This window comes from Streptomyces actuosus (assembly GCF_016921115.1).
GTDB lineage: Bacteria > Actinomycetota > Actinomycetes > Streptomycetales > Streptomycetaceae > Streptomyces > Streptomyces actuosus_A.
In genome coordinates this window covers 83,136-109,717 of record NZ_JAFFZS010000006.1, presented here as the reverse complement: position 1 = coordinate 109,717, position 26,582 = coordinate 83,136, and the positions used below count along the sequence as shown (strand labels likewise).

General features: G+C 71.4%; 22 protein-coding genes. 4 read left to right on the top strand and 18 right to left on the bottom strand.

Translation table 11 applies throughout. From position 1 onward, the window contains the following. Nucleotides 1–56: 56 nt before the first annotated feature. From JS756_RS10435 to JS756_RS10410, 6 genes are all read right to left on the bottom strand, one after another. Nucleotides 57–764 (bottom strand): SIR2 family NAD-dependent protein deacylase, encoded by a 708-nt coding sequence (locus JS756_RS10435; protein WP_205382740.1) that lies wholly within the window; start codon nucleotides 762–764, stop codon nucleotides 57–59. A 76-nt stretch (nucleotides 765–840) separates the two neighbouring features. Then, entirely contained in the window at nucleotides 841–1,152 is a 312-nt protein-coding gene (locus JS756_RS10430; protein ID WP_205382739.1) for a hypothetical protein, read from the bottom strand. Next, complete coding sequence (locus JS756_RS10425) at nucleotides 1,152–2,540, bottom strand: hypothetical protein (protein ID WP_205382738.1); 1,389 nt, start codon at nucleotides 2,538–2,540, stop codon at nucleotides 1,152–1,154. Before JS756_RS10425 ends, JS756_RS10430 begins: the two co-directional genes overlap by 1 nt. Then, nucleotides 2,537–2,986 carry a hypothetical protein gene (locus JS756_RS10420; protein ID WP_240203554.1) on the bottom strand — a complete coding sequence of 150 codons (450 nt, stop codon included), beginning with the start codon at nucleotides 2,984–2,986 and terminating at the stop codon, nucleotides 2,537–2,539. Before JS756_RS10420 ends, JS756_RS10425 begins: the two co-directional genes overlap by 4 nt. Before the next feature lie 533 nt (nucleotides 2,987–3,519). After that, a complete protein-coding gene (locus JS756_RS10415) occupies nucleotides 3,520–4,011 on the bottom strand; it encodes an NUDIX domain-containing protein (RefSeq protein WP_205382737.1) in 492 nt (163 codons plus the stop codon). A gap of 308 nt (nucleotides 4,012–4,319) precedes the next feature. Further along, the gene (locus tag JS756_RS10410) at nucleotides 4,320–5,393 is read right to left on the bottom strand and encodes an ADP-ribosylglycohydrolase family protein (protein WP_205382882.1); all 1,074 of its coding nucleotides are present in this window, start codon (nucleotides 5,391–5,393) and stop codon (nucleotides 4,320–4,322) included. 197 nt (nucleotides 5,394–5,590) lie between these two features. Here JS756_RS10410 and JS756_RS10405 point away from each other — a divergent pair, with 197 nt between their 5' ends. Beyond that, nucleotides 5,591–6,709, top strand: coding sequence for a glycerate kinase (locus JS756_RS10405; RefSeq protein WP_205382881.1), 1,119 nt, complete (start codon nucleotides 5,591–5,593; stop codon nucleotides 6,707–6,709). A gap of 706 nt (nucleotides 6,710–7,415) precedes the next feature. Here JS756_RS10405 and pssA read toward each other — a convergent pair. The 9 genes from pssA to JS756_RS10360 all read right to left on the bottom strand — a co-directional run bounded on the left by pssA (nucleotide 7,416) and on the right by JS756_RS10360 (nucleotide 18,404). After that, the gene (pssA, locus tag JS756_RS10400; protein ID WP_205382880.1) at nucleotides 7,416–8,234 is read right to left on the bottom strand and encodes a CDP-diacylglycerol--serine O-phosphatidyltransferase; all 819 of its coding nucleotides are present in this window, start codon (nucleotides 8,232–8,234) and stop codon (nucleotides 7,416–7,418) included. Nucleotides 8,235–8,256: 22 nt separating this feature from the next. Next, nucleotides 8,257–8,913: a phosphatidylserine decarboxylase gene (locus tag JS756_RS10395; protein ID WP_205382736.1), complete on the bottom strand. Its 657-nt coding sequence runs from the start codon at nucleotides 8,911–8,913 to the stop codon at nucleotides 8,257–8,259. Nucleotides 8,914–9,084: 171 nt separating this feature from the next. Beyond that, entirely contained in the window at nucleotides 9,085–10,299 is a 1,215-nt protein-coding gene (locus JS756_RS10390) for an acyl-CoA dehydrogenase family protein (RefSeq protein WP_205382735.1), read from the bottom strand. 3 nt (nucleotides 10,300–10,302) lie between these two features. Further along, a complete protein-coding gene (locus tag JS756_RS10385) occupies nucleotides 10,303–10,827 on the bottom strand; it encodes a MaoC family dehydratase (protein ID WP_132850191.1) in 525 nt (174 codons plus the stop codon). 5 nt (nucleotides 10,828–10,832) lie between these two features. Beyond that, complete coding sequence (locus JS756_RS10380) at nucleotides 10,833–11,792, bottom strand: HpcH/HpaI aldolase/citrate lyase family protein (protein ID WP_205382734.1); 960 nt, start codon at nucleotides 11,790–11,792, stop codon at nucleotides 10,833–10,835. Continuing rightward, nucleotides 11,789–13,816, bottom strand: a complete 2,028-nt coding sequence (locus JS756_RS10375; protein ID WP_205382733.1) for a protein meaA — start codon at nucleotides 13,814–13,816, stop codon at nucleotides 11,789–11,791. The genes JS756_RS10380 and JS756_RS10375 overlap by 4 nt, the downstream gene beginning before the upstream one ends. Before the next feature lie 9 nt (nucleotides 13,817–13,825). Then, entirely contained in the window at nucleotides 13,826–15,163 is a 1,338-nt protein-coding gene (gene ccrA / locus JS756_RS10370; protein ID WP_205382879.1) for a crotonyl-CoA carboxylase/reductase, read from the bottom strand. Nucleotides 15,164–15,625: 462 nt separating this feature from the next. Next, entirely contained in the window at nucleotides 15,626–16,438 is an 813-nt protein-coding gene (locus tag JS756_RS10365; RefSeq protein WP_205382732.1) for a TetR family transcriptional regulator, read from the bottom strand. 160 nt (nucleotides 16,439–16,598) lie between these two features. Further along, nucleotides 16,599–18,404, bottom strand: a complete 1,806-nt coding sequence (locus tag JS756_RS10360; RefSeq protein WP_205382731.1) for a 3-hydroxyacyl-CoA dehydrogenase family protein — start codon at nucleotides 18,402–18,404, stop codon at nucleotides 16,599–16,601. Between the two features lie 376 nt (nucleotides 18,405–18,780). Between JS756_RS10360 and JS756_RS10355 the strand changes: the two genes are divergently transcribed. Then, entirely contained in the window at nucleotides 18,781–19,368 is a 588-nt protein-coding gene (locus tag JS756_RS10355) for an adenylosuccinate lyase (RefSeq protein WP_205382730.1), read from the top strand. A 304-nt stretch (nucleotides 19,369–19,672) separates the two neighbouring features. On the opposite strand, the gene JS756_RS10350 is transcribed toward JS756_RS10355, so the two are convergent. The 3 genes from JS756_RS10350 to JS756_RS10340 form a co-directional block, all read right to left on the bottom strand. After that, nucleotides 19,673–20,197, bottom strand: coding sequence for a GNAT family N-acetyltransferase (locus JS756_RS10350; RefSeq protein ID WP_205382729.1), 525 nt, complete (start codon nucleotides 20,195–20,197; stop codon nucleotides 19,673–19,675). Between the two features lie 300 nt (nucleotides 20,198–20,497). Continuing rightward, a complete protein-coding gene (locus JS756_RS10345; protein ID WP_205382728.1) occupies nucleotides 20,498–22,090 on the bottom strand; it encodes an alpha/beta hydrolase in 1,593 nt (530 codons plus the stop codon). A 136-nt stretch (nucleotides 22,091–22,226) separates the two neighbouring features. Next, nucleotides 22,227–23,270, bottom strand: coding sequence for an Rv2578c family radical SAM protein (locus JS756_RS10340; RefSeq protein WP_205382727.1), 1,044 nt, complete (start codon nucleotides 23,268–23,270; stop codon nucleotides 22,227–22,229). Nucleotides 23,271–23,451: 181 nt separating this feature from the next. Between JS756_RS10340 and JS756_RS10335 the strand changes: the two genes are divergently transcribed. Beyond that, nucleotides 23,452–23,892: an SRPBCC family protein gene (locus JS756_RS10335; protein WP_205382726.1), complete on the top strand. Its 441-nt coding sequence runs from the start codon at nucleotides 23,452–23,454 to the stop codon at nucleotides 23,890–23,892. A gap of 151 nt (nucleotides 23,893–24,043) precedes the next feature. Continuing rightward, a complete protein-coding gene (locus tag JS756_RS10330; RefSeq protein WP_205382878.1) occupies nucleotides 24,044–26,455 on the top strand; it encodes an MFS transporter in 2,412 nt (803 codons plus the stop codon). Nucleotides 26,456–26,582: the final 127 nt, after the last annotated feature.

Here is a 26,582-nt window from a genome sequence, read left to right as displayed (position 1 = left end):
CCGAGGTGACGGGCGCGGAATCCGCCGGCCGGCGGCGGCCCGCCACCCCGTGGTCCTCAGCGCCGACCATCCAGGTCGCTCAGCAGCTTCGGGAGTACGGTGCCGATCGGCTCCCGTACGACCTCGTCCGCGAGCTCGTCGTACGGTGTCGGCTCGGCGTTGACGACGACGAGCCGAGCCCCGTGATCGGCGGCGACCCCGGCCAGCCCCGCGGCCGGCTGGACCTGGAGGCTGCTGCCGACGGCGAAGAACACCTGGCAGGCCTTGCTGATCGCGACGGCCTCGCCCAGCACCACCGGGTCGAGCCGCTCGCCGAACATCACCGTCGCCGACTTCAGGATCCCGCCGCACTCCAGGCACGGCGGATCGGGCTCCCCGGCCTCGACCCGTGCGAGCGCGTCCTCCATGGATCCGCGCTCATGACACCTCGTACACACCACGCTCCGGGCGCTGCCGTGCAGTTCGAGCACCTTGCGGGCAGGCATCCCGGCGAGCTGGTGCAGCCCGTCCACGTTCTGCGTGATCACCCGCACCGGCCCCCCGGTCCGCTCCAGCTCGGCCACGGCCCGGTGCGCCGCGTTCGGCTCGGCCTTGAGCGTGCGGTTCCCCCGCCGCATCTGCCAGGAACGCCGCCGGATCTCCGGATCCGCCATGTAGTACTCGTAGGTGACGAGCTTCACCGCCTCGGGATCCCGACGCCACAGCCCGTTGGGACCGCGATAGTCAGGGATCCCGGAGTCGCAAGGCATTGGCAGACGTAACATGTCGTCGTTCCGGCGCGGAGCGTTCATAGGAGGCGATGGCCATCACGTGACGCGCTGAACGGGGCGGTAGTGGTCCCTAGCCGCCCAAGCCCCATCGCACGCCCGCCACAACCCCGAGCACCACGGCAGGAACCACCCACCCCCACCCCATGACCCGCCGCACCGACGGCAGCAGCCACAAACCCGTCGCCGCACCGGCAGCCCCGATCGTCAGCACGCAAGACAGGACGATGCCGGCGTATGCGTCGTGGTCCCAGGAGCCTGACGGACGGATGGTCAGGGCGGTCCAGCAGAAGTACACGGCGATGAGGGTGAGCAGGCTCAGTGGTACGGCGAGGACCAGGCGAAGGCCGCCGCGATCGTTGTCCGGGTGGGAAGGGCGGGTCATCAGCGCAGTGCGTTCCTTGCCTCGTCCAGGTTGTTAGTGAAGCCACGCCCGTAGGCCTGGGCGTCATCGGTCTGCCAGTACGGGCCACCGTTGTAACGCGCGGCGAGCTCCTGGTATTGGGCCGCTGTCATCCCCTCCGGCGGTACGTCGGCGAACTCGCTCTCCGCCTTGAGCTGGGCCAGGTACTCCGAGGCGATGAAGATGTTCTGCCCGGGGTCTTGGAGGGCCTCCTCCACCATGCCGCGCTGTTGGTCGGTGAGGTTGTCGGGGTCGTAGCCGAGGACCTCGGCGCCGCGTCGCACTTGGATGGCTATGGGCCCCATGGATGTGTTGTCGGGGTCGCCGCCGAGACGCCAAGGCAGGCTCTCGGGGGCGATCGGGCTCAACGGAGAGTCCGCCTGTTCGCGGATGGTGTCGGTGATGTCGTCGAGGATGCCGGGCTGGCCACCGATCTCCTGCCAGGCGATGCCGGCGACCATGTCCGGCGGCAGCCCAGAGTTCCGTGCCGCTGCCTTGATGATCTCCTTGTTCGCGGCGATCCACTCAGCGCGCTCCTGGGCGTTGGAGGGCGGGCTCCAGTAACTGTCCTTCGCTCCGGGGAGGCTGGCGACCTGGAGGCGGATGTCGCGCAGTGTCGGAGAGACGATCTCGTTCCCGGCGATGGGGTAGTAGTCCTGCTTGGGGCCGCTGCCGGGCAGCCGCGTCAGCGGGTTGGTGCTCGCCTCGGCCGCTTCCCGCCGCAGCTCCGAGACCGCGGAGACGATGTCGACGCGTTGGATGAAACCCATGCGAAAGTCCGGCAGCAGGTCGTAGGCCTGCTTGAGTTCGTGGACGCAGATCTCCCGTGCCTCGTGCTCAGTGGTCTTCGCCAGGTGGAAGTCCCCGCCGGCGGCGTCGTGCAGCCGGTTCGCATCATCGCGGATGTCGTCGACGTCCATGGTGAGTTCGGCCAAGAAGTCCATGACACCGGTGGTGGCCCGCATGTCCTCCCACTGGCGCATCGGCTCCGCTTCCTGGGCTTCGCGGGTGATCGCCGTGCCCTTGGTGTGGATCAGTGTCGCGAGGGCCTGCTCGTTCGCCTTGCCGTTGGAGTAGTGGGCCTTGGCCACCTCCAGCGCGCAGGCGTAGCTGCGCAGGGCGCTGGCGGCTTTGTCGTAGCCCTCGGCCAGTTGCGCGATGAGTCTGCGCCCCTCGGCGAGTCGGGCCTCGTAGTGCTGACTGCCCTCACTCTTCCACTGCGTGTGCTTCTCGGCCCGCTCGGCGGAGGGGGCGACCGCCACGAGCAGGTCGTGCAGGCGCTTGTACTCGTCCGCGTTCCGTTCGACGAGGGGCGGGTTGCAGCTTTCCAGGAACTCGACGTCCTTGCGGTGGCTGATGCCGATGCTCATCGTGCCTCCGGGGCGACGTACTGGCCGTAGCGAAGGACGTCGTCGAGGAAGCGCTGAGCTGTGTCGTCGTCGATCTTCACGAAGTCGCTGCCGGTCGTCCTCAGGCGGGTGGACAGCGCCGCGAACAGGGCAACTGCGTCGAGGTACTGGTCATCGGCGAATCCAGCGAACCGTGCCACCTGTTCGGCCACCTCCTCAGGCGTCCGGGGTTCGCGGGCCATGGTGGTCAGTTCGGCGTCAGGCCGCCCCTCGTGAAGGAAGCCCGCGATCTCGATCAGCAGATTCGCGTTGCCATTGATCGACTCGGCCTTGGCCACCAGGGACCCGGAGGCTGGGGTGCCTGACCCCGAGCCCCCGTCTGCCGGCAGCTGGTCGATCTGCATGCCGGTCTGCCGACGCGCCAAGGCGTCGGCCTTCAATTGGGCCCACTCCTCCTCGAATGACAACCTGTTCCCCCTTCAGCTCGTTGCCTCGAACAGTCAATCGATCATGTCACTGGGGAGGGGCGTACCGAAACCTCGCCACTCCGGTTGCGGACCTGTGTGACAGACCGCTCAACTCAGGCGGGTGCAACGGGGGAGGGAGAGAGACGTGTCGCGGGCTCAGGCCGCGCGTACAGGCCGCCGCACAGTGCGTCCCGGTCCGTCAGTTGTGATGTGGCCACCGGCACCTATGCGTGCCGAAGGCTCTCCCAAGACTTGGACCCCGCCCACGCCCAGGCACGAACGTCGGCCCCAGCTGCCTCGTAGTTCCTGGTGCTCGTGCAAGGCGCAGGACGCTTTGACGGAATACCCCTGTCGGTGGAGACACCGGCGCCGCTGAGGATGGCGACGAGGGGTTCGGTCATGCTGCCGAGGGTAGGACGCGGCCCCGCCCACAAGCGAGTGGATATGTCCCGGCTGTTCGTACCGGCACCGAGGGTGGTTCGCCGAGGGGCGGAGGGCACGGGCGGCGGCCGCGTGGCACCGCTCGGCCCGGGTCAGGCGACGCGGTGGCCGTTCTCCAGCTCCGCGGTGGTGGTGCCGTCCGTCAGGACGTCGAGCGCGGCCAGCACCCGGCGGCCCAGCGAGCCCTGCAGGTGGGCGGTGAGGTCCTCTGGCATCACCAGCCGCCAGGACAGCAGCTCCTCCTCCTGCAGGCGGATCGACTTCAGCTCGTCCTCGGCCAGGACGCCGCCGTCGTACAGGTAGGCCACCAGGGGCGGCCGGCCCGGGCCGCGCACCCAGTCCACCGCGAGCAGGCGGCCCAGCGGCCGGTCCAGGCCGATCTCCTCCAGCGTCTCCCGGCGCGCCCCTTCCCGTGGGGTCTCGCCGTCGTCGGACTCGATCGTGCCGCCCGGCAGTGCCCAGCCCTCCCGGTAGTTGGGCTCGACGAGCAGCACCCGGCCCTCTGCGTCCCGGAACAGGGCCGCGGCCCCGGCCAGCACGCGGGGGAGCGAGGCGATGTAGGCGGCGAAGTCGGCAGTGGTCATCGGGAACCTCCGAGGAAGCCCCCGCCTTCGGACGGGGGAGGAACAGGACGCCTGGGGAGCGGCTCGGGGAAAGGCGCATCGCCGCCGGGGCAATGCGCCGTCCCCTCTCGTCGGCCCGCCAGGAAGTCACGAACCGGCGAAACAGTGTGTGAATCGTGGCCACCCGCGTGACGCGGGCATTCAAGTATCACGTCTCCTGTGCGGACGAGCGGGTAGCCGAGCCGTCCCGCTCGGTCCGCGTGCGGAAGGAATCCGCCTGCGCCCACGGAGGCGCACTCACGCGGCGGTCTTCTCCTGCCGACCGTCGGTCAGGGGGCCGACTCCGCCAGGCGCAGTGTGCGCTCGGCCAGTTCGCTGATGCGGACCCCGTCGAAGCCGAACACCGCGCTGCGGACCGTGTCCTCCAGCGGCTCCGTCCACTGCGGGGGGATCGCCGCCGCGCCGGTCAGCACGCCGGCCACCGACCCGGCCGTCGCGCCGTTGGAGTCGGTGTCCAGCCCGCCGCGGACGGTGAGCGCGACGGTGCGGGTGAAGTCGCCGTCGCCGTACAGCAGGCCCGCCGTGAGGACCGCGGCGTTCGGGACCGTGTGGATCCAGCCCAGCCCGGCGGTCTCCTCGGCGAGGGTGGTGAGCGTGTCCTCCCAGGTCATCCGGGAATCGTGGAGGGATACGACCCGACGGACCGTACGCGCCAGGCGGCTGCCCGCCGGGATGACGGCGAGCGCCTCGTCGAGTGCGCCGCGGACGCCGGGGGCGGTGAACGCGGCCGAGATCAGGGCGGCTGCGAACATCGCGCCGTACACCCCGTTGCCGGTGTGCGACAGGACCGCGTCCCGTCGGGCCAGGGCTGCGGCGCGGCGCGGGTCGCCGGGGCAGGTCCAGCCGTAGATGTCGGCGCGGATCAGGGCGCCGATCCAGTCCTGGTACGGGTTGTCGTACGTCGCGGTCAGCGGCGGCCTGAGCCCGTTGGCGAGGTTGCGGTAGGCCGCGCGCTCCGCGGTGAACGTCTGCCGGTACGGCAGCCGCAGCAGCCACAGGTCGCCGACCTGCTCGGTGGTGAAGCGGAAGCCGTGCGTCTCCAGCAGGTCCAGGCCGAGGATCGCGTAGTCGACGTCGTCGTCGCGGCAGCTGCCGTGGATGCGTCCGCGTACGCACTGGCGCCACTCCGGACGCAGCGGCGGAAGCCCGTCGCCGCCCGGGGGCTCCGGGAGGTAGTCGTCGAGCGGCAGGGCGCCGGCCTGCCGCAGGTAGTGGTCGATCCGCTCACGGGTCCACACCTCGCCCTGCTCGACCGGCTTGCCGAGCATGTTGCCCGCGATCCGGCCCAGCCAGCCGCCGAGGACGCGGTCGGCGAGCCCCGGCCTCGTCTCCACCGGTGTCATGAGAGACGTCATGACACCGGTCTACCCGATTCCCGGCGGCGTCGCCCGTGTCCAGGGTCCACGGTTCGGGCGGGGCATGACGGCACGGGCGGTCTCCGGTTAAGGTCGCAGCGGCGCGACTGGCCCCGACATGCGTCGGGCCCGGAGAGCAAGGGGATTGCAAGGTGGCGGACGCTGCTGTGCACGGCACCCGGCGGGTGCTCGTTGCCGCGGACAAGTTCAAGGGCTCGCTGACGGCGGTGCAGGTCGCCCAGCGGGTGACGGCCGGGCTCCGGCTGGTCGTACCGGATGTCGAGGTGGAGTCGCTGCCCGTCGCCGACGGCGGTGACGGCACCGTCGCCGCGGCCGTCGCGGCCGGTTTCGAGCGGCACGAGGTACGGGTCGCGGGGCCGCTGGGTGACGAGGTGACCGCGGCGTTCGCGGTGCGCGGTGAGACCGCGGTGGTGGAGATGGCCGAGGCCAGCGGGCTGCAGCGGCTGCCGGCCGGGGTGCTCGCGCCGCTCTCCTCCTCCACGTACGGCTCCGGCGAACTGCTGCGTGCCGCGCTGGACGCCGGTGCGCGCACGATCGTCTTCGGGGTCGGAGGCAGCGCGACGACGGACGGCGGAGCCGGGATGCTCTCCGCGCTGGGCGCCCGGCTTCTCGACGACACGGGGGAACCGGTGCCGCCGGGCGGCGGCGGGCTGGCCGAGCTGGCGTCCGCCGACCTGAGCTGCCTCGACCCGCGCCTGGCGGAGGTCGAGCTGGTGCTGGCCAGCGACGTCGACAACCCGCTGACCGGCCCGAAGGGCGCGCCCGCGGTGTACGGGCCGCAGAAGGGCGCCTCGCCGGAGGACGTGACGGCGCTGGATTCCGCGCTCACCCACTACGCGAAGGTGCTGGAGGACGCGGTCGGCCCGACGGCCGCCGAGTACGCCGCGTCGCCGGGAGCGGGGGCCGCGGGCGGCATCGGCTACGGCGCCCTGCTGATCGGCGCGCGGTTCCGGCCCGGCATCGAGGTCATGCTCGACGTGCTCGGCTTCGGTACGGCGCTGGACCGGGCCGACCTGGTGATCACCGGGGAGGGGTCCCTGGACGAGCAGACCCTCCACGGCAAGGCGCCGGCGGGCGTCGCCGCGGCGGCCCGAACGGTGGGCAAGGAGGTCGTCGCGGTGTGCGGGCGGCTGGCCCTGCCGCCGGAGGAGCTGGGGCGGGCCGGTATCCGGCGGGCCTACGCGCTGACGGAGGCGGAGCCGGACGTCGCCCTGTGCATCGCGGAGGCGGGACCGATCCTGGAGCGGGTCGCCGCGCGGATCGCACGGGATTTCCTGGCCTGAGCCGGCTTCCCCCGGAGGGGGAGCGTCTGCCCGCGCCGCCGGGGACCGGATCGCGTCCGCTCCCCGGCCGGCGTCCTGTCCTCCGCGTCCCGCGGGGCGCCCCCTCGCATCCCGCCGGTCCGGCCGAGCCCGGCAGCCCCGTGGACGCGGGCCGTTCACGGGGGCCGAGCGGACCTGGGATGCCGCTCCGGCCCCGGGCGGGCCGGGCAGCCGGACGGACCGCGGGCGCAGGCTTCCCGCTGACCGACACCCTCGCCGGCCTCCGCGGTCACGCCCGTCACGCAGCCCGGCGCCATCCTGCCCGCACACCCTCCGGCGGCGCCGTGCCGTAGTGCTGCCCTGCGCCGGCTCATGCCCCGGGCGGGCTCTCGTCGTCCCCCGCCGCCGGTCCGCCCCACCCGCACCGGCCCCGCCCCGGCGCACGTCACCCTGCACACGCGCGTCCCGCAAGCCGGTCCGCGGCCTGTGGTGGGGCCCGGCCCTTGATCAGCCCGTGACCGCGGTCCGGGATCCCTGCCCCTGCCTCCGGAGCCTCGCCCCTGAAGGCCACCGCCCTCCGGCCACCGCTCGCCCGAGTTCAGGGCTCGCCCGAGCTCACCGCAGCTCGTCCCCGTACCTCCATCGCCGTCCGGGCATGCGAAAGGGGCCCCGAACCGTCATCTGGTTCGAGGCCCCTTCGTACCGTGCCGTCCTGACCTGGTGCTCGCTACGGCAACTGCGCCGCCCGTGCCTCGCGCCGGTTGTCGCGGAAGTTGTTCACCCGGCGGGCCGTGGCGAACAGCGGGATGACCGCGCCCATGACCAGCTGCAGTGCGCAGCCCGTCTGGAGGAGGAGCTGACCGCTGGGGGCGTCGAAGGCCCAGGCCGCCAGAAGGCCCATCGACAGAACGATCCAGGAGAGCATCGCGCCGGCGAGGCGGCCTCGCGGCTTGGGGTACTCCACACGGCTCACCATCAGCCAGGCGGTGCCCAGGATGGCGAGGAGCGTCGCCACGAAGGGCAGCTCCAGCAGGACGATCGAGACCACCGTCAGTGCGCCGAAGGGGCTCGGCATGCCCTGGAACACGCCGTCCTTCATGGTCACGCAGGAGAAGCGGGCCAGGCGCAGGACCACGGCCAGGAGCACCACGATTGCCCCGAGCGCGGCCACTCGCTGGTGTGCGTCGTCCGCGACCATGCCGTAGACGAGGACGAAGTACGCCGGTGCCAGGCCGAAGCTGATCAGGTCGGAGAGGTTGTCCAGCTCCGCACCCATCGGCGAGCTGCGCAGCTTGCGCGCCACCAGGCCGTCGAACAGGTCGAAGACCGCGGCGCAGAGCATCAGGATGACCGCCGTGGCCGCGCTGTGGCGGGCCATGCCGGTCTCCTGGCTGCCGGTCAGGTGCGGGATCAGGATCCCGGTGGTGGTGAAGTACACCGCCATGAAGCCGCACGTGGCGTTGCCCAGGGTCAGGGTGTCCGCTATCGAGAGGCGGAGCGAGAGGGGCATCTCCTCCTCTTCCTCCGCCTCGGCCGCCTCGGGCACCCAGCCGCCCTGTGTCTCCGGATCAATCACGGTCAATGCGAGTCACCCCAGCCACCGTCTTCTGACCGACCTCGACCGCGACCTCCACGCCCTCGGGCAGGTAGATGTCGACGCGCGAGCCGAAGCGGATGAGGCCGATGCGCTCACCCTGCTCGACCTTGGTGCCCTGGGGCACGTAGGGGACGATGCGGCGGGCCACGGCGCCGGCGATCTGGATCATCTCGATGTCACCGAGCTCGGTGTCGAAGTGCCAGACGACGCGCTCGTTGTTCTCGCTCTCCTTGTTGAACGCGGGAACGAAACCGCCGGGGATGTGCTCGACCGACGTCACGGTGCCGGACAGGGGGGCCCGGTTGACGTGGACGTTGAGCGGGCTCATGAAGATCGCGACGCGGGTGCGGCCGTCCTTCCAGGGCATGATGCTCTGCACCACACCGTCGGCGGGCGAGATGACCCGGCCCTGGGCGATCTCGCGCTCGGGGTCGCGGAAGAACCACAGCATTCCCGCCGCGAGCGCGGTGGCGGGAACGGCCAGGGCCTTGGCCGCGCCGGAGCGGCGAGCGCGGACCAGGCTGACGGCTGCGGTGGCGACGGTCGGGAGAAGCCACGGCGATGCTCCGCGCGCGAGGCGTACGCCGACTCGGCTGTCGCGTGGTGCAGAGGTTTGGCTGTGGGGCATGGATGACCTTCGTAGCGGATGATGCCGCGCTTCAGGAGGGGGACGGCGGCTTTCCGGCGATCGTAGCGGTTCACGGCCACAACTGGGTAAGCCAGGAAGCCGAGTCGGCAGGCGAAGAGTGCCTACGGGGTGTGATCTTCCTCCCGGAGATAACACCCCGCATCCGGACAATCAGCCCTGGAATCGATACTCTTCGAGCAACCTGCGCCCGATGATCATTTTCTGGATCTCGGCGGTACCTTCACCGATGAGCAGCATCGGGGCCTCGCGGTAGAGGCGCTCGATCTCGTACTCCTTGGAGAAGCCGTAGCCGCCGTGGATCCGGAAGGCATCCTCCACGACCTCCTTGCAGTACTCGGAGGCGAGGTACTTCGCCATCCCAGCCTCGAGGTCGTTTCGTTCTCCGGAGTCCTTTTTGCGCGCTGCATTCACCATCATCGCATGAGCGGCCTCGACCTTGGTAGCCATCTCCGCGAGCTTGAACTGGATCGCCTGGTGCTGGGCGATCGGCTTGCCGAAAGTGTGACGCTGCTGGGCGTACTGGACGCCGAGTTCGAACGCACGCTGAGCGACGCCGCAGCCACGTGCCGCCACATTGACGCGGCCGACCTCCACGCCGTCCATCATTTGGTAAAAACCTCGGCCGGTGACCCCGCCGAGCACCCGATCGGCGGGAATGCGCAGGCCGTCCATGATGAGCTCGGTCGTGTCGACGCCCTTGTAGCCCATCTTGTCGATCTTGCCCGGAATGGTGAGGCCCGGGCGGACCTCGCCGAAGCCGGGCTCCTTCTCGACCAGGAAGGTCGTCATGGACCTGTGCGGGGCCCTGGCCGTCTCCTCGGGGGAGTGTCCTTCGTCACTCCGGACGAGAACGGCGACCAGGGACGACGTGCCGCCGTTCGTCAGCCACATCTTCTGGCCGTTCAGGACGTACTCGTCCCCGTCCTTGACGGCCTTGGACGTGATGGCCGAGACGTCCGAGCCCAGGCCGGGCTCCGACATCGAGAAGGCGCCGCGGATGTCGCCGGCGGCCATCCTCGGCAGGAAGTGGTCCTTCTGCTCCTGCGTGCCGTGCTGCTTGAGCATGTACGCCACGATGAAGTGCGTGTTGATGATGCCGGACACCGACATCCAGCCGCGGGCGATCTCCTCCACGCACAGCGCGTACGTCAGGAGGGACTCGCCCAGACCCCCGTACTCCTCGGGGATCATCAGGCCGAACAGGCCCAACTCCTTCAGCCCGTCGACGATCGCCTGCGGGTACTCGTCGCGGTGCTCCAGCTCGGTCGCGACCGGGATGATCTCCTTGTCCACGAAGTCGCGGACGGTCGCGAGGATCTCCTGCTGGATGTCCGTCAGACCGGCGGTCTGGGCGAGACGTGCCATGGCCTACTTCTCCGTCTTTTCCGAAGGGGCGTTCAGTTCCGGGCGGCCCGGCTGCTCGCCGCCGCGCTCCTTGATGTACGTCTCGGTCGGCACCATCACCTTGCGGCGGAAGACGCACACCAGGGTGCCGTCCTGCTTGTAGCCCTTGGTCTCGACGTAGACGATGCCCCGGTCGTTCTTCGACTTCGACGGCCACTTGTCGAGGACCGTCGTCTGGCCGTAGATCGTGTCGCCGTGGAAGGTCGGCGCCACGTGCTTGAGCGACTCGATCTCCAGGTTGGCGATCGCCTTGCCCGAGATGTCCGGCACGCTCATGCCGAGCAGCAGGGAGTAGATGTAGTTGCCGACCACCACGTTCTTGCCGAAGTCCGTCGTCTTCTCGGCGTAGTTCACGTCCATGTGGAGCGGGTGGTGGTTCATGGTGAGGAGGCAGAACAGGTGGTCGTCGTACTCCGTGACCGTCTTGCCGGGCCAGTGCTTGTACGTCGCCCCGACCTCGAACTCCTCGTACGTACGTCCGAACTGCATCGCGCTCAGGCCTCCGGGATCTCGAACTTGCTGGTGCGCTGCATACCGGCGGCGCGCCCCTTGCCGGAGATGACCAGCGCCATCTTGCGGCTGGCCTCGTCGATCATCTCGTCGCCGAGCATGGCGGAACCCTTCTTGCCGCCCGCCTCCGACGTGTAGTAGTCGTACGCGTCGAGGATCAGCTCGGCGTGGTCGTAGTCCTCCTGCGACGGCGAGAAGATCTCGTTCGACGCCTCGACCTGGCCCGGGTGCAGCACCCACTTGCCGTCGAAGCCGAGCGCCGCGGCGCGCTGCGCGACCGCGCGGTAGCCGTCGATGTTGCGGATCTGCAGGTAGGGGCCGTCGATCGCCTGGAGGTCGTTGGCGCGGGCCGCCATCAGGATCTTCATCAGGATGTAGTGGTAGGCGTCCGCCGGGTAACCGGGCGGCTGCTCACCGACCACCAGCGACTTCATGTTGATCGACGCCATGAAGTCGGCCGGGCCGAAGATGATCGTCTCCACGCGCGGCGAGGCCTGCGCGATCTCGTTGACGTTGTTCAGGCCCTGCGCGTTCTCGATCTGCGCCTCGATGCCGATGCGACCGACCTCGAAGCCCATGGTCTTCTCGATCTGGGTCAGCAGCAGGTCCAGAGCGACCACCTGCTGGGCGTTCTGCACCTTCGGCAGCATGATGCAGTCGAGGTTCGGGCCGGCGCCCTCGACCACCGTCACGACATCGCGGTACGTCCACTCCGTCGTCCAGTCGTTGACGCGGACGACCCGCGTCTTGCCCGTCCAGTCGCCCTCGTTGAGGAACTTGACGATGGTGTGCCGCGCCTCGGGCTTGGCCAGCGGCGCGCACGCGTCCTCCAGGTCCAGGAAGACCTGGTCGGCGGGGAGGCCCTGCGCCTTCTCCAGGAAGCGGGGGTTGCTTCCCGGGACCGCCAGGCAGGAGCGGCGCGGGCGAAGGCGGTTGACGGTCATGCGGGGACCTCCAGGGGGTCGAGCTTGTTCGCTGTGCGGATCTCGTCGACGATGCTGCCGATGATGCCCGTGATGTCGAAGTCCTTCGGGGTGAAGACCGCGGCCACCCCGGCGGCTCGCAGCTCTTCGGCGTCACCGTTCGGGATGATGCCACCTGCGATCACGGGTATATCTGTGGCACCGGCCACACGGAGGCGTTCCAGCACGTCCGGCACCAGCTGGGCGTGCGAGCCGGAGAGGATGGACAGGCCCACCGCGTGCACGTCCTCGGCCAGGGCCGCGTCCACGATCTGCTCCGGCGTGAGCCGGATACCCTGGTACACCACTTCGAACCCGGCGTCGCGGGCCCGCACGGCGATCTGCTCGGCGCCGTTGGAGTGCCCGTCCAGCCCCGGCTTGCCGACGAGGAAGCGCAGCTTGCCCACGCCCAGGTCGCGGGCGGTCACGTCCACCCGGCGGCGCACCTCGGCCAGCTTCGTGCCCTCCTCGGCGGTCACCGCGACGGGCGCGGACGACACGCCCGTGGGAGCGCGGAACTCGCCGAACACCTCGCGCAGTGCCCCGGCCCACTCCCCGGTCGTCACGCCGGCTCGGGCGCACTCCAGGGTTGCCTCCATGAGGTTGGCGGTGCCGCGTGCGGCCTCCTTCAGCCGCTCCAGCGCCTTGCAGGGGCGCGGGTGGTTGAAGGGCGGCTGGTAGCGGGTGTCGCGCCAGTGCTGCAGTGCGTCGACGACGCGCTGCTCGACGGCCGGGTCGACCGTCTGGATCGCCGTGTCGAGGTCGGCGGTGAGCGGGTTGGGCTCGGTCGACTCGAAGACGTTGACGCCGACGATCTTCTCCTGGCCCGACTCGATCCGCCCGCGGCGCTCGGCGTGCGAGGCGACGAGCTGCGACTTGAGGTAGCCGGACTCCACGGCGGCCATCGCGCCGCCCATCTCCTGGATCCGCTCGATCTCGGCGAGGGAGGCGGTGACCAGCTCCTCCACCTTCGCCTCGACGACCTTGGAGCCTTCGAAGAGGTCGTCGTACTCCAGCAGGTCGCTCTCGTAGGCGAGAACCTGCTGGATGCGCAGCGACCACTGCTGGTCCCAGGGGCGGGGCAGCCCCAGTGCCTCGTTCCAGGCCGGCAGCTGCACGGCCCGCGCGCGGGCGTCCTTGGAGAGGGTCACGGCCAGCATCTCCAGCACGATGCGCTGGACGTTGTTCTCCGGCTGCGCCTCGGTCAGGCCGAGGGAGTTCACCTGGACGCCGTAGCGGAAGCGGCGCTGCTTGGGGTTCTCGATGCCGTACCGCTCGCGTGTGATCCTGTCCCAGATGCGGCCGAAGGCGCGCATCTTGCACATCTCCTCGACGAAGCGGACGCCCGCGTTGACGAAGAAGGAGATGCGGGCGACGACGTCGCCCATGCGCTCCTGCGGCACCTGTCCGGAGTCGCGCACGGCGTCCAGGACGGCGATCGCGGTGGACATCGCGTACGCGATCTCCTGCACCGGTGTGGCGCCCGCCTCCTGCAGGTGGTAGCTGCAGATGTTGATCGGGTTCCACTTCGGGATGTGGGAGACCGTGTACGCGATCATGTCCGTCGTCAGGCGGAGCGACGGACCCGGCGGGAAGACGTGCGTCCCCCGGGACAGGTACTCCTTGACGATGTCGTTCTGGGTCGTGCCCTGGAGCTTGGTGATGTCCGCGCCCTGCTCCTCGGCGACGACCTGGTAGAGCGCCAGCAGCCACATGGCCGTGGCGTTGATCGTCATCGAGGTGTTCATCTGCTCCAGGGGGATGTCCTGGAACAGCCTGCGCATGTCACCGAGGTGCGCGACGGGCACGCCGACCCGGCCGACCTCGCCGCGGGCGAGGATGTGGTCGGAGTCGTAGCCGGTCTGCGTGGGCAGGTCGAACGCCACCGACAGACCCGTCTGGCCCTTGGCGAGGTTGCGCCGGTACAGCTCGTTGGACGCCTCGGCCGTGGAGTGACCGGCGTAGGTCCGCATGAGCCACGGCCGGTCCTTCTGACGCTCAGTCATGGACGGACCTCAGATGTTCCGGAAGCGGTTGATGGCGTCGATGTGCTGGGCGCGCATCTCCTCGTCGCGCACGCCCAGGCCCTCCTCGGGGGCGAGGCACAGCACGCCGACCTTGCCCTGGTGGAGGTTGCGGTGCACGTCGTAGGCGGCCTGGCCGGTGTCCTCCAGGGAGTACACCCTCGACAGGGTGGGGTGGATCCTGCCCTTGGCGATGAGGCGGTTGGCCTCGTAGGCCTCGCGGTAGTTCGCGAAGTGCGAGCCGACGATCCGCTTCAGCGACATCCACAGGTAGCGGTTGTCGTACTGGTGCATGTACCCGGAGGTGGAGGCGCAGGTGACGATGGTGCCGCCCTTGCGGGTGACGTAGACGGAGGCGCCGAAGGTCTCGCGGCCGGGGTGCTCGAAGACGATGTCGACGTCCTCGCCGCCGGTGAGCTCGCGGATGCGCTTGCCGAAGCGCTTCCACTCCTTGGGGTCCTGGGTGTTCTCGTCCTTCCAGAACCGGTAGCCCTCGGCGGCGCGGTCGATGATCAGCTCGGCGCCCATCTTCCGGCAGATCTCGGCCTTCTCCGGCGAGGAGACCACACAGATCGGGGTGGCGCCGCCGGCCAGGGCGAACTGGGTGGCGTAGGAGCCGAGGCCGCCGGACGCGCCCCAGATCAGGACGTTGTCGCCCTGCTTCATCGCGGCGCCGTTGCGTGAGACCAGCTGCCGGTAGGCGGTCGAGTTGACCAGGCCCGGGGCGGCGGCCTCCTCCCAGCTCAGGTGCTTCGGCTTCGGCATCAGCTGGTTGGTCTTGACCAGGGCGATCTCGGCGAGGCCGCCGAAGTTGGTCTCGAAGCCCCAGATGCGCTGCTCGGGGTCGAGCATGGTGTCGTCGTGCCCGTCGGGGGACTCCAGCTCGACGCTGAGGCAGTGCGCGACGACCTCGTCGCCGGGCCGCCAGGCGTTGACGCCGGGACCCGTGCGCAGCACGACGCCCGCGAGGTCGGAGCCGATGATGTGGTACGGCAGGTCGTGCCGCTTGGTCAGCGGGGAGAGCTTGCCGTAGCGCTCCAGGAAACCGAAGGTGGACATCGGCTCGAAGATCGAGGTCCACACCGAGTTGTAGTTGACCGAGGAGGCCATGACGGCCACCAGGGCCTCGCCCGGACCCAGCTCGGGCACGGGGACCTCGTCCAGGTGGATCGACTTGCGCGGGTCCTTGTCACGGGTCTCCAGGCCCGCGAACATCTCCGTCTCGTCCTTGTGGACGGTGATCGCGCGGTACGACTCGGGGAGCGGCAGCGCGGCGAAGTCGGCCGAGGTGGAGTCGGGCGACTGGATCGCGGCGAGGATGTCCTTCACGGTCACGGTGTTGCCTCCGGCGGTTGGGGTCTCCCCTGCTCGGGCGGTGCCGAGGGTCGAGGGGAAGCGCCCTGAGGGAGGGGCGCTGAGGGTGGTGTCGGTGCTGCTGAGGGTCCAGGAAGTGCCGTCGGTTCGGCGGTGGTGCTGATCGGCAGCGCTTTGTGGCGCGGGAGGTTGCCTGTGACGCAGGCGCCGGGCGCACAGACCCCGGGAAGGGTCTGCGGGGACAGCCGGCGTACGCATGGTCTCTGCACGCCGGCCGCCCGGACACTTCCAACGTATGGCACACCGTGTCAGGTGACAAGGCACTGAGTGCCAGAACTTGCTCTCAGATGAAATCTTTACGCAACAAATGAGCGATGATCGATCGAACGACGCCGGAGAGGTGGGCGAAAAGGCTCCCTGACATGGCAAAACGGCCACCCGGTCGGGTGGCCGTCGTCACAGCGCGGGCAGAGCCGATCAGCGCTCCTTGAGCGCCTTCTCGATGGTCCGCATCACCTCGTCCAGCGGGGCGTCGGTGCGGGCGACCGTCACCAGCACCTCGCCCTGCGTCGAGGTGGTCGCCGCGGTGGGCTTCGCCGGAGGGGCGCTGCGGCCCGCCATGATGCCCGACCCGAACGTCTTGCGGACGATCGCGAACGCGTGGTCGAGCTGGGCCTCCACGTCGCCCTGGGCCCCTGCCCTCAGCCAGCGCCGCAGCACGTGGTTGTGGGCGGTGACGACCGCCGAGGCGGCGACCTCGGCCAGCAGCGGGTCGTCGTTGGCGTCGTCGTCGTGCGCGTGCTCGTCGAAGTGGCCGAGGAGGTAGCGGGTGAACAGGCGCTCGTAGCGGGCCACCGACGCGATCTCCGCCTCGCGCAGGGTGGGCACCTCGCGGGTCAGCTTGTAGCGGGCGACGGAGATCTCCGGCCGCGCCGCGTACATCTTCATGACCTCCTTGATGCCGCGGCACACCGTGTCGAGCGGGTGCTCGTGCGCGGGGGCGGCGTTGAGCACCGCCTCGGCGCGGACGAGCGTGTCGTCGTGGTCGGGGAAGATCGCCTCTTCCTTGGAGCGGAAGTGGCGGAAGAAGGTGCGGCGGGCCACGCCGGCGGCCGCCGCGATCTCGTCGACGGTGGTCGCCTCGTAGCCCTTGGTCGCGAAGAGCTCCATCGCCGCCGCCGCCAGTTCCCGGCGCATCTTGAGCCGCTGGGCGGCGGCGCGACTGCCTGCGGTACTTTCCGGCGCGTCTGGCGTAGCTGGTGTACGTGAGGACTTGGCGGGCTGGGACATGACCCGAACGTACTGCATGTGCGCAGCTCGGTGCGCAGGTCCGCGGTTTCCCCCGCCCTCCGCGGGCGGGGGAGGGGCGGGCCGGGCCGGGGGCGGTGCCGTGGCCGGATCGAGCAGTCCGCCCCAGTCCCGACCCCCGGTGATCCGGTCGCCGGGCCGCTCAGCGCCGGGCATATTCGCGGAAGCCACGGCCCGTCTTGCGGCCGAGGCAGCCCGCGGCCACCAGGTGCTCCAGCAGCGGGGCCGGGGCCAGACCCGGGTCGCGGAACTCGCGGTGCAGGACCTTCTCGATGGCCAGGGAGACGTCCAGGCCGACGACGTCGAGGAGTTCGAACGGGCCCATCGGGTAGCCGCCGCCCAGCCTCATCGCCGCGTCGATGTCGTCCAGGGACGCGTAGTGCTCCTGGACCATCTTGACCGCGTTGTTGAGATAGGGGAACAGCAGGGCGTTGACGATGAATCCGGCCCGGTCGCCGCAGTCCACGGCGTGCTTCTTGATCTTGACGCAGACCTCGCGGACGGTCGCGTGGACGTCGTCCGCCGTCAGCACCGTGCGCACGACCTCGACCAGCTTCATCGCCGGCGCCGGGTTGAAGAAGTGCATGCCGATCACGTCCTGCGGACGCGAGGTGGCGCGGGCGCAGGCGACGACCGGCAGCGAGGACGTCGTGGTCGCCAGAACCGCGCCCGGCTTGCACACCTTGTCCAGCGTGGCGAACAGCTGCTGCTTGACCGACAGGTCCTCGGCCACCGCCTCGACGGCCAGGTCGACATCGGCGAAGGCGTCGTAGGAACCCGCCGGGGTGATCCGCTCCAGCGTCTGGGCGGCGGCCTCGGCGGTCAGCCGGCCCTTGTCGACGGAGCGGGCCAGCGACTTGCCGATCCGGGCCTTGGCGGCCTCCGCCTTCTCCTCGCTCCGGGCCGCCAGGACGACCTCGTAGCCCGCCTTGGCGAACACCTCGGCGATGCCGGACGCCATGGTGCCCGAGCCGGCCACGCCGACCGAGCGGATCGGACGGCCGGCGCTCAGGGCGCCGCCCTCCAGTGGGGTCTGCGCGTCCCGCACGACGGTCGCGCTGCCGGGGGCCTCGTAGGTGTAGAAGCCGCGCCCGGACTTGCGGCCGGTCAGACCCGCCTCGCTGAGCTGCTTGAGGATCGGGGCGGGAGCGTGCAGCCGGTCCCCGGACTCGGTGTACATGGCCTCCAGGACCGTGCGCGCGGTGTCGACACCGATCAGGTCGAGCAGCGCCAGGGGGCCCATCGGCAGACCGCAGCCCAGCCGCATCGCGGCGTCGATGTCCTCGCGGGAGGCGTACTTCGCCTCGAACATCGCGGCGGCCTGGTTGAGGTAACCGAACAGCAGCCCGTCGGCGACGAAGCCGGGCCGGTCGCCCACCGCGACGGGCTCCTTGCCCAGGTCGACGGCGAGATCGGTGACGGCGGCGACGGCGGCGGGCGCGGTCAGCACCGAGGACACGACCTCGACCAGCTTCATCGCCGGGGCCGGGTTGAAGAAGTGCAGGCCGAGCACGCGCTCGGGGTGGGCCGAGTCGGCGGCCAGGCGGGTGACGGACAGGGCGTTGGTGCCGGTCGCCAGGATCGCGCCGGGCCGCACGATGCCGTCCAGTTCCCGGATGATCTGCTGCTTGACCTCGTACGACTCCGGAGCGACCTCGATGACCAGGTCGGCGTCGGCCGCCGCGGAGAGGTCGGTGGAGGTGCGGACGCGGGCGAGCGCCTCGGCGCGCTCCGGCTCGGTCAGGCGACCGCGCTCCACGGCGCGGGCGGTGGCGGTCTCCAGGGCGGCGACGCAGTGGGCGGCCTGGGCCTCGCTGATGTCGATGCCGATCACCTCGCGACCGGCGCGCGCGAGGACCTCGGTGATGCCGGTGCCCATCGTGCCGAGGCCGACGACGGCAATGGTCTTGAGGGGGGACAGGGAGGGGTCGGTCAGGGGAGTGGCCATCGCGGGACTCCAGGGTGAGGGTGACGACGGGAAGCGCGACCGGGTGCGTCGCCGAAGCGGCGCACCGGGCGCGTGATTGAGGAATGCGGGTGTCACGGGCTGCAAGCGCACACGCCCGGTGCCGTCGTCGCGGGGCGCGCACACGCCCGGCAGGACGGCGGATCCGACCGGCCCTGTCCCGGGGCCGGGTCGTACTGCGGTACGTCAGGTACCGAACCGACTGCTCCCACGGGGCCGCGTCACCAGACCGCCGTGAGGAGTACGCGAGGGGGTAACTCGCTCGTCTGAGCTTAACCAGTGGGTAACGAGCGCGCCAGCCCCCGGAGTTTGTGATGTACGTCCCGTCGGCCGGACGGCCCGCCTACGCTTCGGCGTCATGGACGAAGAGTTGCGATCGCTCACGGAGCGCGTACGGCGGGAGGCGCACGGCGCGGCGGAGTACGACCGGCTGGCGGCCACCGACGATCCCGACGAACTGGCGGGCGTGCTCACCGCACCCGGCCGGCCTTTGTGGGCGAGGGAACTGGCCGCCTTCCGGCTGGGCCTGGCCGGCGACCGGAGGGCCTTCGAGGCCCTGGTCCTCCTGCTCAACCACCGTGACCCGCAGCGCTGCGCCTCCGCCGCGTACGCCCTGGCCCGCCTCGGCGATCCGCGCACCGCTCGCGCGGCGGCCGCCCTGGCCACCAACGAACTGCGCGTCGCCTACGCCCTGCACCCGGTGCGGCTGCTGGCCGAACTGCGCGCGCCCGAGGCCGTACCCGCGCTGATCACCACGCTGCGGCGCCGCCTGCACCCGCACGATCCCCACCGGCGCGTGGCGCTGGCCTGCGTCGAGGGCCTCGGCACCCTGGGCGACCCCCGGGCCCGGCCGGTCCTCAACGACGCCCTCGCCCACCCGGCCCTGGCGCAGGCCGCGGTCCGGGCCCTGGCCCGGATCCCCGCGCAGCGCGGGGAGCCGCGGTGAGCGCAGGACCGGGTGGGCGCGCGGCGGGGCAGGGGTGGCCGGGCCTCCGTGAACCGGGGGCAGGCGGCCGGAGGGCTCGAGCCCGGTTCGGGGGCCTTGCGCACCGGCCGGTTGCAGTGGCGAGGGGCCGTCGCGCGGTGCGGGCAGGGTTCCCCGGGAGCCAGAGCGCGGCCGTCGGTTGCACCGCACGCAGCACGCTGTGAGTGGGGCGTGGGGCGTGGGGCCAGGGCTCTCCGGGCGTCCGGAGTGCGCGCCGCGGCGGCAGCCGCGGAGGCGGTGCCGGGAACCTGGCGCCGGCGCCGTGTCAGTCGGTCAGGTCCTTGACGTACCGCACCTCGGGCACGGCCGCGCCGTCCACCTCGTACGGTTCCTCGGCGCCGTCCGGGGCGAAGCCCGACCGTTCGTAGAAGCGCCGGGCGCGGAGGTTCTCCTTGAGCACCCACAGCAGCACGCGCGCGTGTCCCGCTGCCGCGCATCGGCGCACCGCCTCCGCCAGCAACAGCCGGCCCGCGCCGATGCCGTGGCGGGCCGGGTCGACGTAGAGCGCGTACAGCTCGGCGTCGGCGGTGCGCAGGTCGCCGTCCCGGTAAGGGCCGTGGCAAGCCCAGCCGACGACTTCGCCGTCCCGCTCCGCGACCAGATCCACCACGTCGCCGTCGCGCCGGGAGAACCGTCCGCGGTGCCGATCGGCGTCCACGGCGACGCTCAGTGCGTCGAGGTGGGGCTGAGGCATCAGCCCCCGGTAGGCGCTCTGCCAGCCGCGGACGCGGATCCCGGCGACACGGTCGCAGTCGGCGTAGGTCATCTCCCGGACGCTGAGCGCGCTCATTCGGCCACCGCCGCGAGCGGTCCGCTCCGCCGCGGGTCCGCCGGACGGCCCGGCCGACTGACCCGCCCCGCGCGGGGCGGACGAGGGCGGCCGGCGCGGACCGCGAGAGCCTCGCACCGGCCGCACACCGTGACGGTGCGGGCGGCGCCCGGGGCGTTCCGGGCGGCGGAGGCGGGCCCGCCGGGGGCGGGGCGGGTCGATCGGCTCATACGGTCATCATGGCCGACGGCGCCGTCCCGCCCCCAACGGATTTCCGCCGCGGCCGGGTGCGCCCGACGACCGGGGCCGGGCTGTGGAGCGTCAGCTCCGGAAGCCGACCAGGCCGTGCAGCGTCGTGCCGCGGCTGACGCCCCGGGCCGCCTTCGCGTCCAGCGGCTCGGGATCGGGCTGCGCCGGGCACACGGCATCCACGTCGTCGTGGCCGCGCGGCACCGACCCGTCGGTCAGGTACGCGGCCAGATACCCGTCGAGGCAGTCGTTGCCGCTCAGGGTGATGCCGTGGTTGCCGCCGCCCTGCTCGACCACCAGGCTGGACCGTCCGAGCAGGTGATGGACCGTCAGGCCGCCCTCGAACGGGGTGGCCGCGTCGTTCGTCGCCTGGAACAGCAGCGCCGGAGGCAGCGCGTGGTTGGTCACGTCCACCGGGGTGAGCGAGGGCGTCGGCCAGAACGCGCACGGCGCGTTGTACCATGCGTTGTTCCAGGTCAGGAACGGTGCCTTCGCGTACGCCGCCCAGTTGTCCTCGCGCCACCGCCGCCAGTCGCGCGGCCAGGCGGCGTCCCGGCACTGCACCGAGGTGTAGACGCTGTATCCGTTGTCGCCGGCGGCGTCGACGGCGCCGAAGGTGTCGTAGGCCGCCACCAGCGGATCGGTGTTCCCGTCCTCGACGTACGCGGCGAACGCCTCGGCGAGGTGGGGCCAGTAGCCGTTGTAGTAGCCGCCGGGCAGGAAGGTGTCCTCCACCTCCGCGGCACCGACCCGGCCGTCGGCCGGCTTCCTGCCGAGGGCCGCCCGCATCGCGTACCAGGCGTCCCCGACCTTCTCCGCGTCGGTGCCGAGCCCGTACGCGGCGTCGTGCTGGGCGACCCAGGCCAGGAAGGCACGGTGGCGGTCGTCGAAGGCGTAGTCCTGGTGGAGGTTGTCGTCGTACCACGCCCCGGTCGGGTCGACGACGGAGTCCAGCACCAGGCGCCGCACGCGGTGCGGGTAGAGCTTGGCGTACACCGCGCCCAGGTAGGTGCCGTACGAGTAGCCGAAGTAGTTGATCCTCCGGGCGTCCAGCGCCCGCCGGATGGCGTCCATGTCCCGCACGGCGCTGACGGTGCCGAGGTGGGGCAGCAGGTCGGCGTACTTCCTGCCGCAGGCGTCCGCGAAGGACTTCGCGCGCGCGAGGTTCGCCTTCTCCAGCGCCCTGGTGCTCGGGACCGGGTCCGGACGCGGCGGCGCGAAATGGTCCGGGCTGCAGTCCAGGGCCGGCTCGCTGCTGCCCACCCCGCGCGGGTCGAAGCCGATCACGTCGTACTGCTCCGCCACGCGCTTCGGCAGCGCCGAGGCGACGAAGCCGGCCAGCTTCAGGCCGCTGCCTCCGGGGCCGCCCGGGTTGACCAGCAGGGGGCCCTGGTACGTCGTCCCGGTGTGCGGGACCCGGGACAGGGCGAGAGTGATCTGCCGCCCCCGCGGGCGGGCGTGGTCCAGCGGCACCTGCAGGGACGCGCACTGCAGCGTCGGATAGCGGGTGGTGCCGCACTTCTTCCAGTCGAGCCCGGCGCCCCTGCCGTCGTGGGCCGCTGTCGCGGCGGCAGGCGCGGGCGAGGTGCCGGCCCGCGCGGGCAGGGCCGACAGCGAACCGGCCACGACGGCGGCTGCGCACAGCACGGCAGCGCGTTTTCTCATGCGGGTCCTCCCAGGACGGAGGGGCGCGGGGCACGGTGCCCACGGCCCCGGCCGCATCGTCCCGGGGATCACGCCCGGAAGAACGTGTTCTGGCGATACTTGACCCGATCGGGTCGCCCGATGCGCTCGAACGCACTCAGATCAGTGAGAGCTGGGTCGGCCCGGGCGCCGGGGGCGCCACCGGCCCCGGCGGCCGGATCCTGCGGGGCGTGCCCGCACCGTCCGGCCCGATGCCGTACTCCCGTGCCAGGTCGTGCACCTGGCGGGTGATCCGGCGCTGGTACCACTTCGGCGCGTAGGCGCCGTCCGCGTACAGCCGCTCGTAGCGGCGCACCAGATGCGGGTGTTCCCGGCCCAGCCAGGCCATGAACCACTCGCGGGCGCCTGGGCGCAGATGGAGCACCAGCGGCGTGACGGAACAGGCGCCGGCCTCCGCGATCGCGCGCACCGTGGCGCGCAGCAGGGCCGGGTCGTCGCTCAGGAACGGGATCACCGGCGCCATCAGCACCCCGCAGGCGAGGCCGTGCCCGGCCAGCGTACGGACGACGTCCAGCCGCCGCTGCGGTGCCGGGGTGCCCGGCTCGACCGCGCGCAGAAGCTCGGGGTCGGTGAAGCCGACCGAGACGGACAGACCGACGTCGGTCACCTGTGCGGCCTGCGTCAGCAGCTCCAGGTCGCGCAGGATCAGCGTGCCCTTGGTGAGGAGGGAGAACGGGTTGGCGTGGTCCCGCAGGGCGGCCAGGATGCCCGGCATCAACCGGTAGCGGCCCTCTGCCCGCTGGTAGCAGTCGACGTTGGTGCCCATGGCGATGTGCTCGCCCCGCCAGCCGCGCGCGCCGAGCTCGCGGCGCAGCAGCTCGGGGGCGTTCACCTTCACCACGATCTGGCTGTCGAAGCCGGTCCCGGTGTCGAGGTCGAGGTAGCTGTGCGTCTTCCTGGCGAAGCAGTAGACGCACGCGTGCGTGCAGCCCCGGTAGGGGTTGACCGTCCACTCGAAGGGCATGCGGGAGGCGCCCGGCACGCGGTTGACGAGGGAGCGGGCCCGGACCTCGTGGAAGGTGACGCCGGCGAACTCGGGCGTGTCGAAGGTGCGGGTCACCACCGCGTGCGCGCCGAACAGCGCGGTTCCGGCGGCACGCTCGTGGCCGCCCGTGTCCAGGGCGAGGTTCTCCCAGCGCATGAGGCCTCCTCGGTAGCAGTGGCCACAGAATAGAACACATGTTCGCATGATCGTGCGAGCGTCATCTTCGGTTCGTCCCTGACACTCGAACGATCGGTTCCGCTACCTCGATTTGGGTGGTCGGCGACCGGGGTGGTTGGCTTGCCCCAACCCCGAGAACATGAGGTCCTGGAGGGATCCAATGGCGCAGGTCGAGGCCACTACGGAGCGGGTCGTCGCGGCGGACCCGGAGAAGGTGTTCGACACCCTCGCCGACTACAGCGACGCCCGCCGGAAGCTGCTGCCCGAGCACTTCAGCGAGTACGAGGTGCAAGAGGGCGGCGACGGCGAGGGCACCCTCGTGCACTGGAAGCTCCAGGCCACCAGCAAGCGCATCCGCGACTGCCTCCTGGACGTCACCGAGCCCACCGACGGGCAACTCGTCGAGAAGGACCGGAACTCCTCGATGGTCACGACCTGGACCGTCACCCCGGCCGGTGAGGGCCGTTCCCGGGTGGTCGTCACCACCACCTGGCAAGGCGCCGGCGGCATCGGCGGCTTCTTCGAGCGCACCTTCGCGCCCAAGGGCCTGGGCCGGATCTACGATGCGCTGCTCGCCAAGCTCGCCGCCGAGGTCGAGTGACGGCAAGTCGCCGCCGGTGAAGGTGGGTTGCTCCCCTTCACCGGTACGAGTGGATCTCCGTTCGACGCGTCGCGGCGCCGTAACCCGTCGCGCCTGACCGCAGTTGCCGCATTACGCGGTAATGGTGACAGGCGTGACGAGGGGAGCGGCAGTGGGCGGGAGCGCTCCGGTGCACGACGAGCCGGCGGTGGCACCACCGGGACCCGCCGCCCCCGCACCGGCCGGGGCGCTCGGTCCGCGCCGGGTGCGGCTGGTCTTCGTCGCGCTGCTGCTGGCCCTGCTGCTGGCCGCCCTGGAGCAGATGATCGTCGCCACCGCTCTGCCGAGGATCGTCGGCGAGTTGCACGGCCTGGACCGGATGTCCTGGGCGATCACCGCCTACCTGCTCACCTCCACCGTCGGCCTGCCGGTCTACGGCAAGCTCGGAGACCTCCTCGGCCGCAAGGTCGTCTTCCAGTTCGCCATCGTGGTCTTCGTGATCGGCTCCGCCCTCGCGGGCCGCGCCGCCACCATGGACCAGCTCATCGCCTTCCGCGCCGTCCAGGGCGTCGGCGCGGGCGGACTCATGATCGGGGTCCAGGCGATCATCGCCGACATCGTGCCGCCCCGACGGCGGGGCCGGTTCATGGGCCTCATCGGCGCAGCCTTCGGTCTCGCCTCGGTCGCCGGACCGCTGCTCGGGGGCTACTTCACCGACCACCTCACCTGGCGGTGGTGCTTCTACGTCAACGTCCCCTTCGGACTGGTCACCCTCGCCGTCGTCACCCTCGTGCTCAAGCTGCCCCGGCCCACCGCGCGCCCCCGCTTCGACGTCCTCGGCTCCCTGCTGCTCGCCGCCGCCTCGACCTGCCTGGTCCTGCTGACCAGTTGGGGCGGCACCGCATACGCCTGGACCTCGCACGTCGTCCTCGGACTGGGCGCCGGCGCCGCGCTCGCCACCGTCCTCTTCGTGCTCGCGGAGCGCTTCGCCGCCGAACCCCTCATCCCGCTGCGGCTGTTCAAGGACTCCGTCTTCACCGTCACCGGCCTGGTGGGCCTGGTCGTCGGAGCCGCCCTGTTCGGCGCCGCCAGCTACCTGCCGACCTTCCTGCAGATGGTCGACGGGGCCTCCGCCACGGAGTCGGGGCTGCTGATGCTGCCCATGATGGGCGGCATCGTCGGCGCCTCGATCGTCTCCGGTCAGCTCATCAGCCACACCGGCCGCTACAAGCCGTACCCCGTCCTCGGCTGCGCCCTGTCGGCCGCCGGGATGTGGCTGCTGTCCCGGCTCCGGACCGACACCCCCCGGCTGCACTACAGCGTCTGGATGGCCGTCCTCGGCGCGGGCATCGGCATGGTGATGCCGGTGCTGATCCTCGCCGTGCAGAACTCCGTGCGCCCCTCCGACCTCGGCACCGCCACCAGCGCCAACAACTACTTCCGCCAGATCGGCGGCAGCGTCGGCGCCGCCGTCTTCGGCACCCTCTTCGCCGGCCGGCTCGCCGACGCGCTCCGCGCCGAACTCCCCCGGGGCGGCGGCGCGCCGGACTCCGATTCCCTCACCCCGCAGCTGGTCCGCGCCCTGCCCCCGGCGCTGCGCGACGCCTACGCCCGGGCGTACGCCGACGCCATGCCGCGGATCTTCCTCTGCCTCGTGCCGGTGCTCGTCCTCGGTCTGCTGATCGCCTTCTTCCTCAAGGAGAAACCCCTGGTGTCCCACCACGCCGCCACCGACGAGACCGAGCAGACCCGCCGCCCCGCCCCGCGGACGCTGCCGCGCCCCTCCGGCCGGGCGGCCGTCGGCACGCCCCGCCCGCCGCACGCCGGTGGAATCCCCGTCTGCGGCGCGGTGCAGCACCTTGACGGCACCTCCGTGCCCCGCGCGGCACTCACCCTCATCGACGCCTCCGGAACCCAGGTCGGGCGTGGGGCGAGCGGCGCGGACGGCCGGTACGCGCTCTCGACGCCCGGCCCCGGCGCCTACGTGCTCATCGCCGCCGCCGGTGGCCACCAGCCGCAGGCCGTCTCCGTGACGGTCGGCGAGCGCCCCGTCGAACTGGACGTCGTCCTCGGCGGCGCGGGACGCCTGGCCGGCAGCGTGGTCACCGCCGACGGCACCCCCGTGCGGGACGCCACCGTCACCCTCACCGACGTCCACGGCGAGGTCGTCGCCGCCACCCGCAGCGGACGCGAGGGGGGCTACGTCATCACCGACCTCGTGGCCGGGGAGTACACCCTCGCGGCCGGCGCGCCCGCCTTCCGCCCCGCGGCCCTCCCGGTCACCGTCCAGGCCTCCCGGGAGACCCGGCAGGACATCGAACTCGCGGGGGGCGCCATGCTGCGCGGCACGGTCCGGGCCGGTGGCGGCCGACCCGTCGAGGACGCGCGCGTGACCCTGCTCGACGCCGCCGGGAACGTCGTCGACACCCTCACCACCGGCCCCGAGGGGACCTTCCGGTTCGTCGACCTGTCCTCCGGCGAGTACACCGTGATCGCCGCCGGATACCCGCCCGTGGCCACCGTGCTGCAGATGGCGGGCGGCGGACGCACCGAACGCGACCTCCAACTCGGGCACGAGGACTGACGCACGGGCGCCCCGGGGACCCGGCCGTGGCCAATTCCGGCATTGCCGCCCCTTGCCGCCGGTACGGGCCGTACCGTTGAGTAAGGAGGAAGAGATCTTGCCGACACCTGGGGAGAGGACCTGGGCC

What these genes read in the sequence shown, in the direction of transcription:
- JS756_RS10435 (WP_205382740.1), bottom strand. Translation starts at nt 764, where the DNA reads ATGTTACGTCTGCCAATGCCTTGCGACTCCGGGATCCCTGACTATCGC.
- JS756_RS10430 (WP_205382739.1), bottom strand. Translation starts at nt 1,152, where the DNA reads ATGACCCGCCCTTCCCACCCGGACAACGATCGCGGCGGCCTTCGCCTG.
- JS756_RS10425 (WP_205382738.1), bottom strand. Translation starts at nt 2,540, where the DNA reads ATGAGCATCGGCATCAGCCACCGCAAGGACGTCGAGTTCCTGGAAAGC.
- JS756_RS10415 (WP_205382737.1), bottom strand. Translation starts at nt 4,011, where the DNA reads ATGACCACTGCCGACTTCGCCGCCTACATCGCCTCGCTCCCCCGCGTG.
- JS756_RS10410 (WP_205382882.1), bottom strand. Translation starts at nt 5,393, where the DNA reads ATGACACCGGTGGAGACGAGGCCGGGGCTCGCCGACCGCGTCCTCGGC.
- JS756_RS10395 (WP_205382736.1), bottom strand. Translation starts at nt 8,913, where the DNA reads ATGCCCCACAGCCAAACCTCTGCACCACGCGACAGCCGAGTCGGCGTA.
- JS756_RS10390 (WP_205382735.1), bottom strand. Translation starts at nt 10,299, where the DNA reads ATGGCACGTCTCGCCCAGACCGCCGGTCTGACGGACATCCAGCAGGAG.
- JS756_RS10385 (WP_132850191.1), bottom strand. Translation starts at nt 10,827, where the DNA reads ATGCAGTTCGGACGTACGTACGAGGAGTTCGAGGTCGGGGCGACGTAC.
- JS756_RS10380 (WP_205382734.1), bottom strand. Translation starts at nt 11,792, where the DNA reads ATGACCGTCAACCGCCTTCGCCCGCGCCGCTCCTGCCTGGCGGTCCCG.
- JS756_RS10375 (WP_205382733.1), bottom strand. Translation starts at nt 13,816, where the DNA reads ATGACTGAGCGTCAGAAGGACCGGCCGTGGCTCATGCGGACCTACGCC.
- JS756_RS10365 (WP_205382732.1), bottom strand. Translation starts at nt 16,438, where the DNA reads ATGTCCCAGCCCGCCAAGTCCTCACGTACACCAGCTACGCCAGACGCG.
- JS756_RS10360 (WP_205382731.1), bottom strand. Translation starts at nt 18,404, where the DNA reads ATGGCCACTCCCCTGACCGACCCCTCCCTGTCCCCCCTCAAGACCATT.
- JS756_RS10355 (WP_205382730.1), top strand. Translation starts at nt 18,781, where the DNA reads ATGGACGAAGAGTTGCGATCGCTCACGGAGCGCGTACGGCGGGAGGCG.
- JS756_RS10350 (WP_205382729.1), bottom strand. Translation starts at nt 20,197, where the DNA reads ATGAGCGCGCTCAGCGTCCGGGAGATGACCTACGCCGACTGCGACCGT.
- JS756_RS10345 (WP_205382728.1), bottom strand. Translation starts at nt 22,090, where the DNA reads ATGAGAAAACGCGCTGCCGTGCTGTGCGCAGCCGCCGTCGTGGCCGGT.
- JS756_RS10340 (WP_205382727.1), bottom strand. Translation starts at nt 23,270, where the DNA reads ATGCGCTGGGAGAACCTCGCCCTGGACACGGGCGGCCACGAGCGTGCC.
- JS756_RS10335 (WP_205382726.1), top strand. Translation starts at nt 23,452, where the DNA reads ATGGCGCAGGTCGAGGCCACTACGGAGCGGGTCGTCGCGGCGGACCCG.